A 7,592-nucleotide genomic window follows, 5' to 3' on the forward strand; every position below is an offset into this window, starting at 1 on the left:
ACCGTGAGTTCGGGTTGTTGCACAACGCGGATCTGAAGCAGCGGATCTCGACCCGGACGGGTCCGCCCACCCCCGACGACCTCGACGAACTCATCTCTCGCCGGCGCAAGACCCGCTACATCCTCGCCCACCCCCGCGCCCTTGCGGCCTTCGGCCGCGCCTGCACCGCGCGCGGCATCGACCCCGGCCTGACCACCGTCGAGGGCGCCACGGTCACCGCCTGGCGCGGGATACCCGTCCTGCCCTGCGACAAGATCCCGATCAGCAAGGCGGGGACCACCTCGATCATCGCCATGCGCACCGGCGAAGACGACGCGGGCGTGGTCGGCCTGCACCAGACCGGCATCCCCGATGAGTACCGGCCGGGGCTGTCCGTGCGCTTCCTGGGCATCAATGAGAAAGCGGTCATTTCCTACCTCGTCAGTACCTACTACTCCGCGGCGGTGCTGGTGCCCGACGCACTGGGGGTCCTGGAGAACGTCGAGATCGGCCGCTGAGACCGCACCAACGAGAGGGGATCGACCGCATGGAGACGATCGAGGAGGCGACCGGGGGCCGGTCGGCGGCCGAAGTACTCGCCGGAACGCGGCGCACGGTCGGTCCCGCAGTGCGCGCGGCCGTCGACACGCTCCCGGAACCGTCCCGCCGTATCGCCGCCTACCACTTCGGCTGGCGCGACGAGAACGGCGTGCCCACCGATGGCGGCGGCGGCAAGGCGATCCGGCCGGCCCTGGTCCTGCTGGCGGCCGAGGCCGCCGGCGGGTCGCCCGAACGCGCCATGCCGGCCGCCGTCGCCGTGGAGCTGGTGCACAACTTCTCCCTCCTGCACGACGACGTCATGGACGGCGACGCCACCCGGCGCCACCGGCGCACCGCCTGGAGCGTGTTCGGCGTGGGCGGGGCCATCCTGACCGGCGACGCCCTGCTGGCGCTCGCCTTCGACGTCATCGCCGCCAGCGGCCACCCGGCCGCCCAGGACGGCGCCCGGCGGCTCAGCACCGCCGTGCAGCGGCTGATCGAGGGACAGAGCGCCGACGTGTCCTTCGAGACCCGCACCCGGGTGGGCATGGCCGAATGGAGCACCATGGCCGAGGCCAAGACCGGGGCGCTGCTGGACTGCGCGTGCGCGCTCGGCGCGTCCTTCGGCGGCGGCGACTCCACCCAGGTCGCCCACCTGGGGGCGTTCGGCGGGAGCATGGGGCTGGCCTTCCAGATGGTCGACGACCTGCTGGGCATCTGGGGCGACCCCGAGACCACCGGCAAGCCCATCCACTCCGATCTGCGCAACCGCAAGAAGACCCTGCCGGTCGTGGCGGCACTGGCCTCGGGCACGGCCGCCGCCGACGAGCTGGCCCGCCTCTACCACGGCGGCCCGGAGCCCACCGAGGACGAGGTCGCGCGCGCCGCCGACCTGGTCGAGGCGGCCGGCGGCCGGGAATGGGCCGAGACCCAGGCCGACACGCTGCTCGCGACTGCCCTGTCGGAACTGCGGGCGGCCGGCCCGATGCGCCGGGCCGGCGCCGAACTGGCGGAGCTCGCCCGCCTGGCGACCCGCCGCGACCACTGACACGTGACCACCGGGCCACGGCCCACGGGGCCGTGGCCCGGGATTCCTCCCGCAGGGCGCGCGGGGCCGCCTGCCGCGCGACAGCGGGCTCGCGCCGAGGGCATCGCCGCGGCCGTCCTGCACCGCTTGGCCCGGCTACACCGTGGATGAGCTGTGATAATACGATTCGCGGATCATCGGCGGGCCAGCGTGGCGTCCTTGCCTCGCGACCGGCGTTCGCCCATCGTGGGGTGGGTTGGGAACCCAGACCCTGTCCCAGTCCCATTGAGGAGAACCGATGCCGCCGTCGTCGAGTGTCCTGCGCTTTCGCCGCACCACCCCGATGGCCGCGGCCGGGGCCGCCGCCCTGCTGGTGCTCGGGTCCACGCCCGTCCACGCCCAGGAGGCCGACCCGCCCTACCGCGACTCGATGCGCGCGGTCGACGACCGGGTCGACGACCTGATGTCGCGCATGAGCCTGGACGACAAGATCGGCCAGATGGTGCAGATCGAGCGCGGCGCCGCCGATGCCGGCGAGGTGGCCGAGCACGGGCTCGGCGCGGTTCTCAGCACGGGCGGATCGGCACCCGACCCCAACACGCCCGAGGCGTGGGCGGACATGTACGACGGCTACCAGCGGGCCGCGGTGGAGACGCCCCTGGGCATCCCCATCCTCTACGGGCTCGACGCCGTGCACGGGCACAACAACGTCCGCGGCGCCACGATCTTCCCCCACAACATCGGCCTGGGCGCGGCGGGCGACCCCGACCTGGTCCGGCGGATCGGCGAGGCGACCGCCGTGGAGATGGCCGCGACCGGGGTCGACTGGACCTTCGCCCCGTGCGTCTGCGTGGCCCGCGACGACCGCTGGGGGCGCACCTATGAGTCCTTCGGCGAGACACCGGAGCTGCCCTCCGAGCTGACCAGCGCCGTCACCGGGTTGCAGGGGGAGAAGCTCGGTGACAGGCCCACCTCGGTGCTGGCCACCGCCAAGCACTACCTCGGCGACGGGGCCACCGAGGGCGGCCTCGACCGCGGCGACGCCGTGATCGACGAGGAGGAACTGCGCGCGATCCACCTGCCCCCGTTCCGCGAGGCGGTCGAGCGCGGTGTCGGCTCGGTCATGATCTCCTACAGCAGCTGGAACGGGACCAAGGCGCACGCCGACCGCTACCTGATCACCGAGGTGCTCAAGGAGGAGCTGGGCTTCTCGGGCATCGTGGTCTCCGACTACGACGGCGTGGGGCGCATCTCGGGCGACCGCAACTTCACCCCCGAGGACCTGCGCGCGGGGGTCAACGCCGGCATCGACATGGTCATGATCTCCAAGAACCACGCGGGGTTCATCTCCGACCTGCGCGCGGAGGTCGACGAGGGCCGGGTGTCGCAGGGGCGCATCGACGACGCGGTGCGGCGCATCCTGACCAAGAAGTTCGAGCTGGGGCTGTTCGAGCAGCCCTTCGCCGACCGCGACCTGCTGGCGCAGGTGGGCGGCGATGACCACCGCGAGCTCGCGCGCGAGGCCGTGCGCGCCTCGCAGGTGCTGCTGGAGAACGACGGCGTCCTGCCGCTGGCGCCCGAGGGCGGCAAGATCATGGTCGCCGGCAAGAACGCCGACGACATCGGCCACCAGAGCGGCGGGTGGACGGTCACCTGGCAGGGCGGCAGCGGCGACACCACCGAGGGCACCTCCATCCTCGACGGCATCCGCGAGGTGGCGCCGGGTACGGAGATCGTGCACGAGCGCGAGGGCGAGGGGATCGACGACTCCTACCGGGCCGCCATCGCCGTGGTGGGGGAGACTCCCTACGCCGAGTACGAGGGCGACCGCCCCGATGGGCTCGTGCTGGACGACGAGGACCGCGCGACGCTGAGCCGCCTGGCGGATTCGGGCGTGCCGGTGGTCGTGGTGATGGTGTCGGGGCGGCCCCTGGAGGTCGCCGACATGGTGGGCGACTGGAACGGCCTGGTCGCGGCGTGGCTGCCGGGGTCCGAGGGCGCGGGGGTCGCCGACGTCCTCTTCGGCCGCAGCGCGCCCACCGGGCGGCTGCCGGTCACCTGGATGCGCACCTCCGACCAGCAGCCCATCAACGAGGGCGACGGCCAGGAGGGGCTCTACCCCTACGGTGCCGGGCTGTCCTACGACGCCGCCCGGCCGGCCGCGCCGGAGGCGCCGCAGCTGCCCTGACCCTGCCGGCGGGCCGGGCCCGCCGGCCGCCCGCGCGCGCCGGGGGTCCGGCGGACGGCATCCATCGAGTGTGACGCGGCGCACATCATGCGTGACTTTGCGTGTTTCGGTCACGTTTTCATCTCCCGCTTGCCAAATGTGCTCATTTCGGTCATGGTGAAGTCGTTTACCTGCCCGAAATGAGCAAAGGGGTGTGGGGTGCGCCACCAGCAGTTGCTGGACGCCGTGACCGACGGCGTGCAGCGGGTCGAAGACCTCGCCCAGGCCCTCGGCATCAGCCCCTCCACCGTCCGCCGCGGCCTGACCGAACTCGAACAGGCCGGCAAGGTGGTGCGCACCCACGGCGGCGCGGTCCCCGCCATCGCCGGGACCGAGCTGTCCTGGACGCAGAAGAGCCTGCGCAACGCCCAGCAGAAACGGCAGATCGCGGCGTTCGCCGCCGGGCTCGTCGACGACGACCACGTCGTGCTGCTGGACGCCGGCAGCACCACCACCTTCATCGCCGAACGCCTCGCCACCCGCTCCGGGCCCACCGTGGTCACCACCGGCCTGGGCCCCATGACGGCGCTGCACGACGCCGACGGCATCGAGCTGATCCTCGTCGGCGGCCGCGTGCGCCGCCGCCGCGGCTCCATGGTCGGCGACTACGCCCGCGGCGTCCTGGAGCGCATCACCGCCGACATCGCCTTCATCGGCGCCGACGGCTACGTCCCCGGGCGCGGCGTCAACTGCCCCGGCCCGGAGCTCGCCGCGGTCAAGGAGCTGCAAATGCGCAGCGCCCGGCGGACCGTCGTGGTCGCCGACTCCTCCAAGATCGGCCGCGCCGAGTACGCGCACTGGGCCGTCGTCCCCGGACCGCACGAGCTGGTCACCGACGACGGCCTCCCCGAGGACGCCCGCCGCGCCCTCGACGCAGACCCGGGGTGCATCCCCCACGTCGTCCCCGCCGCCGGAACCCCCGGTGCGGCCGGGGCGGCGGACCGACCCCAGGAAAGGGGCACACCATGGAACTGATGCTGCTGGCGCTGGTCCTCGGCGTCGCCGCGGTCGTCGCGGTCATCCTGTGGACGCGGCTGGACGCGTTCGTCGGCCTGCTCGCCGGCGCGCTGGTGACCGGCGTCATCGCCGGCGTACCGGTCAACGAGCTCATCGGGCACGTCACCACCGGCTTCGGCAACACGCTGGCCGGGATCGGCATCGTCATCGCCCTGGGCGTGATGATCGGCAAGGTCCTGGAGGAGAGCGGCGGCGCCGACGCGCTGGCCAAGCTGTTCGTCCGCCTGGCCGGCAAGGGCCGCGAGGATGTCGCCATGAGCGCGACCGGCGCAGTGGTGTCGGTGCCGGTGTTCTGCGACTCCGGGTTCGTCATCCTGCACCCGCTGGCCCGCTCGCTGGCCCGGCGCTACGGGCGCTCGCTCGTCACCGTCAGCCTGGCGCTGGCCGGCGGCCTGTCGATCACCCACCACATGATCCCCCCGACCCCGGGCCCGCTGGCCGCAGCTCAGGAGTTCGGCGCCGACCTCGGCGCCGTGATCCTCGCCGGGGCGCTCTTCAGCATCCCGCTCATCCCGGTCGTGGTCGCCTACGCGCGCTACATCGGCCCCCGCCTGGAACCCTACCTGGAGTCCGTGTCGCCCGGTGGCGCCGCCGCCGAGACGGGTGCGGCACCCGCCGACGGCCCGGCCGCCGGCGAGGACGCCGTCGGCTCCACCGGCTCCACCGCGGCCGGCCCCGCCGGCACCGCGGTGCGCCGGACCAAGGACGGCCGCGACATCGCCGAGGAGCCCGCGACCCCGCCCATCGGAGCCCTGCGCGCGAGCATCCCCCTGCTCCTCCCGCTGGTCCTGATCATCGGCAACACCGCCACCGCCGCAGCCCTCGCGGGCACGCGCGCCGCCGAGGTCTTCGCGTTCCTCGGCAACCCGGCGATCGCCCTGCTGATCGGCCTCGCGGTCGGGGTCTACCTGCTCCCCGCGCGCGGCACCTCCCGCTCGACCGTCCTGGGCTGGCTGACCGCCGCGGCCGCCTCGGCCGGGTCGATCGTCTTCATCACCGGTGCGGGCGGGGCCTTCGGCGAGGTGCTGCGCCAGTCCGGCGTGGGCGATGCGCTCGCCGAGGCGGTCTCCGGCTGGCCGGTGCCGATGTTCCTCATGCCGTTCGTGATCGCGAGCTTCGTCCGCGTCGCACAGGGCTCGGGGACGGTCGCGATCATCACCTCGGCCACGCTGAGCGCCCCCGTCATGGCCTCCGCGGGCGTCGACCCCGTCCTGGCCGTGCTGGCGGCCTGCTCCGGCTCCATCGTGTTCTCCTACTTCAACGACTCCTACTTCTGGGTCGTCACGCGGTTCACCGGCCTCTCCGGAGGTGCGGCGATGAAGATGTGGAGCGGCATGACGACCCTGCTATGGCTGGCCAGCCTGCCCCTGCTGGGTGTGGCCGCGCTGATCCTGGGATAGGAGGTCCCCGTGGCCCAGGTACTCGTCGTCGCCGACGACCTCACCGGCGCCAACGCCACCGGTGCCCGGTTCGCGCGCTCGGGGATGCGGGTCGCCACCGTGGCGCCCGAGCACGTCCACCCCGCGGCCCGGGAGTACGACGTCGTCGTCGCCAACCTCGACAGCCGCCACCTGCCGGCCGACCAGGCCGCCGATCTCGTGACCGACGTCATCGAGGCGGCCTGGCCGGTGGGCCTGGTGGTCAAGCGCACCGACACCACCCTGCGCGGCAACATCGGGGCCGAACTGGAGGCCGCGTGGCGGTCGGTGCGCGAGCGCACCGGCCCCGCCACCCGGGTGCGGGCGCTGTTCGCGCCGGCCTTCCCCACCTCGGGGCGCGTGACAGTCGACGGCGTGCAGCTCCTCGACGGCGTCCCGCTGGAGCGCACCGAGGCGGCGGTGGACCCCCTGCGCCCGATGGTCACCAGCGTCGTCGCCGACATCGTCGCCCGCCAGAGCGACCTGGCCGTGCGGCACGTGCCGATCCGGCGGGTCACCCAGGGCCTGCTGAGCGAGGACCTGGCGGCCGGCGACGAGCCGGTCGTCCTCTGCGACGCGCTCACCGAACAGCACCTGGCCGACATCGCCGAGGCCGCCGCCGAGGTCCACCGCCGCGACGGCACCGTCTGGGTCGCCGTCGACCCCGGCCCGGCCGGCGCGCTGCTCGCCGACGCACTGCGGCTGCGCGGCCGCGCGGAGGCGGCCGGCCCCCTGCTCACGGTCGTGGGCAGCGCCACCGAGCTCACCCGGCGCCAGCTCGACACGGTGGCCCGCACCGGCCCGGTGCGGTTCGTCGACGTCGACGCCGCCCGCTTCGCCGCCGGGGAGCCCGGCCACCGCGCCGCGCTGGCCGACGCCCTGGCCCGGCACCTGGAAACGGCGGTCTTCCCCGAGGTCGTCGTCGTGCGCACCGCGACCTCCGCCCAGGACGTCGTGCAGCTGCCGGACGCCGCCCGCAGGGAGCTGCCCGGCCTGCTCGCCGGCCTGGTCGCCGGCGTCGTGCACGACGTCCAGAGGGCCCCGGGGGCCGCGCCGCCCAGCGGCCTCTACACCAGCGGCGGCGACGTCACCTCAGCGGTGCTCGACGCCCTGGGCGCCCGGGCGTTCGAGGTCGGCGGCGAAGTCGTGCCGCTCGCCGTGCACGGCCGCCTCATCGGCGGCCCGCTCGACGGCACCCCCGTCGTCACCAAGGGCGGGCTGGTCGGTGACGACACCACCCTCCTGGACTGCCTCGGCAAGCTCCGGCGCGCGGTGCACGCGCGCACCCGGACGCTGTCGGCCGAGATCTCCGAGCACATCCCCGCCACGAGTTCGCGGGCCCGCCCCTGAAGCGGGCCCGCTCCCGGCGGCGGCCGGGACCCGG

General features: G+C 74.0%; 5 protein-coding genes and 1 pseudogene. All 6 read left to right on the plus strand.

Annotated elements, in window-relative coordinates; all coding sequences use genetic code 11:
* Window positions 1-497, plus strand: a pseudogene (locus ACFOVU_RS17420) (Crp/Fnr family transcriptional regulator); the annotation flags it as partial.
* Window positions 498-526: 29 nt separating this feature from the next.
* Window positions 527-1,567 (plus strand): family 2 encapsulin nanocompartment cargo protein polyprenyl transferase, encoded by a 1,041-nt coding sequence (locus ACFOVU_RS17425; protein ID WP_378534931.1) that lies wholly within the window; start codon window positions 527-529, stop codon window positions 1,565-1,567.
* Between the two features lie 277 nt (window positions 1,568-1,844).
* Window positions 1,845-3,734, plus strand: a complete 1,890-nt coding sequence (locus tag ACFOVU_RS17430; RefSeq protein WP_378534933.1) for a glycoside hydrolase family 3 protein — start codon at window positions 1,845-1,847, stop codon at window positions 3,732-3,734.
* 198 nt (window positions 3,735-3,932) lie between these two features.
* On the plus strand, window positions 3,933-4,748 hold the full coding sequence (locus tag ACFOVU_RS17435) for a DeoR/GlpR family DNA-binding transcription regulator (RefSeq protein WP_378534935.1): 816 nt from the start codon (window positions 3,933-3,935) through the stop codon (window positions 4,746-4,748).
* A complete protein-coding gene (locus ACFOVU_RS17440; protein ID WP_378534937.1) occupies window positions 4,739-6,190 on the plus strand; it encodes a GntP family permease in 1,452 nt (483 codons plus the stop codon). Before ACFOVU_RS17435 ends, ACFOVU_RS17440 begins: the two co-directional genes overlap by 10 nt.
* Before the next feature lie 9 nt (window positions 6,191-6,199).
* Entirely contained in the window at window positions 6,200-7,558 is a 1,359-nt protein-coding gene (locus tag ACFOVU_RS17445; protein ID WP_378534939.1) for a four-carbon acid sugar kinase family protein, read from the plus strand.
* Window positions 7,559-7,592 lie beyond the last annotated feature (34 nt).

This window comes from Nocardiopsis sediminis (assembly GCF_042650565.1).
In the GTDB taxonomy this organism is placed as follows: Bacteria; Actinomycetota; Actinomycetes; order Streptosporangiales; family Streptosporangiaceae; genus Nocardiopsis_B; species Nocardiopsis_B sediminis.

What these genes read in the sequence shown, in the direction of transcription:
- ACFOVU_RS17430 (WP_378534933.1), top strand. Translation starts at nt 1,845, where the DNA reads ATGCCGCCGTCGTCGAGTGTCCTGCGCTTTCGCCGCACCACCCCGATG.
- ACFOVU_RS17440 (WP_378534937.1), top strand. Translation starts at nt 4,739, where the DNA reads ATGGAACTGATGCTGCTGGCGCTGGTCCTCGGCGTCGCCGCGGTCGTC.
- ACFOVU_RS17425 (WP_378534931.1), top strand. Translation starts at nt 527, where the DNA reads ATGGAGACGATCGAGGAGGCGACCGGGGGCCGGTCGGCGGCCGAAGTA.